Origin of the sequence: Hoylesella timonensis S9-PR14 (genome assembly GCF_000762405.1) — a bacterium.
Lineage (GTDB): Bacteria > Bacteroidota > Bacteroidia > Bacteroidales > Bacteroidaceae > Prevotella > Prevotella timonensis_A.
In genome coordinates this window covers 1-1,778 of record NZ_JRPQ01000106.1, presented here as the reverse complement: position 1 = coordinate 1,778, position 1,778 = coordinate 1, and the positions used below count along the sequence as shown (strand labels likewise).

Annotated in this window: 2 protein-coding genes; both read left to right on the top strand. The window is 34.5% G+C overall.

The features are described 5' to 3' along the window. Positions 1–107 precede the first annotated feature (107 nt). Complete coding sequence (locus HMPREF9304_RS07025; protein WP_036927756.1) at positions 108–1,400, top strand: serine/threonine-protein kinase; 1,293 nt, start codon at positions 108–110, stop codon at positions 1,398–1,400. 99 nt (positions 1,401–1,499) lie between these two features. Then, positions 1,500–1,745 carry a hypothetical protein gene (locus HMPREF9304_RS14665; RefSeq protein WP_197061651.1) on the top strand — a complete coding sequence of 82 codons (246 nt, stop codon included), beginning with the start codon at positions 1,500–1,502 and terminating at the stop codon, positions 1,743–1,745. Positions 1,746–1,778: the final 33 nt, after the last annotated feature.

Below are 1,778 nucleotides of genomic sequence, written 5' to 3'. Positions count from 1 at the left end.
TGAGCAACTTTTTGTTGCTCAGGCACTTAAAAAGTTTAATTTATAATAGTGTTGCGGAATTAAGGATTATATAAACATAAATGCATATCATCTAAGATATCAGTACTATGGAAATTGGTGACCATATAGACAAATACATTGTAACAGAAATTATGCACGGAGGGATGTCTGAAGTGTATAGAGTTATGATCAACGGTGCTCCGGTTAGATTTGTTTTAAAACGATTAAAAGAAGGAGCCACAGAAGAACAGTTAAAATTATTTAGACGTGAAATGCGAATACTTCAACGTCTAAAGCATATTCATATTATTGAAGTTTTAGAAGAACATTATGATGATGAATGCCCTTATTATGTTATGCCTTCTTGTAATAAATCATTGGCTGATCTTGCAACGACTAATGACAATTACAAGAAAGTCATATTGTCATTACAGATGTGTGAAGGTATCAGATTTATGCACGATAATGATGTAAGGCATAGGGATATAAAACCTCAAAATATCCTAATCAAAGATGACATTGTCAAAGTGGCCGATTTTGGACTTTCTCGTTTCGTAGATAGGGATACTACAACTCTGACATCTGCTTCTTTAGCGGCTGGAACATTAGGTTATATGCCTCCAGAATATTCAAAAGGGAAATTTAAGGATGGTACTATCCAAGGAGATATTTATATGGCGGGTAAGACCTTATATTATTTATTCAGCAATGGAGGTGATGTCAGTAATGTAAGAATAAATAGGGTTCCTCTTCCTATTGCAACTATTGTCGAAAAAGCAACCCAAGAAAATCCTGAAGAACGTTATTCCTCCCTTACTCCAATTATTGATGCTCTCAATAAATTCAAATCTTCACTTGAAGCGATTGATCGACAGCCTAAATCGATAAAAGAGATTAAGGAAAAATATCAGAAAGGAAGCTCTGAATATATCGAAGAAATCTATAAACATATAATATCACTTCCAGAAGAGTCAATGAAATGGGGTAACTCCATTAGACAACTTAGCAAGGAGGATTTAATAGAAATGTTAAAACATAAGCGTGATTGTATCAATACTATATCCAATCATTTCATGGAGTGTATTGGTAACACATCCGATTATATTCAATTTGATGATATTGATCAATTTGTACGATTTACCCAATATATAATATCAGTCAATAAAGATGTTGCTACTAATCAGCAGTTACTAACATTCTTTATTGATTTATCCGTTAATTATAATCGATGGCCGAGCATGAGCATTTTGTCCTCCATATTAAACGATGTTGTCAATGCAGATCCAGAACATTATAAACTTTTTATCTATAATCACAAATCCCAATTACGAGAAATGCAACCCAATCTTGGATTGAACAATAATTTTAATAGTGAGATTTCTCGCATTATAGCAAAATAGAAGAATAAATAGGGTCTGCTAATTAACTATAACTATCTAACAAGTAACTATTTATGTTGTATAAAATTTGGTCAATTCGCCCAAAAGGACTACCTTTGGATGTTAAAACATTCAAGAGTAGAGATGAAATACTACTCACAAAATCGCAGTCACGACCTGTTTGAACTTCAGGAGTCACTTTCGGGATTGAGCAAATCCAACCGTTGGGTCAAGCTGGCCGACCACCTTCCCTGGGACAGGATAGAGAAGGAATACAACAAATGTCTGAGGATCGGACTGATTAAGAAGAAACGCAAGGGAAAGGATGATTTCGCTGTACTGATAACCGAACGATCTACACCTTAGACCGAGGGTTGAGTCGATTACAGATGATAATGT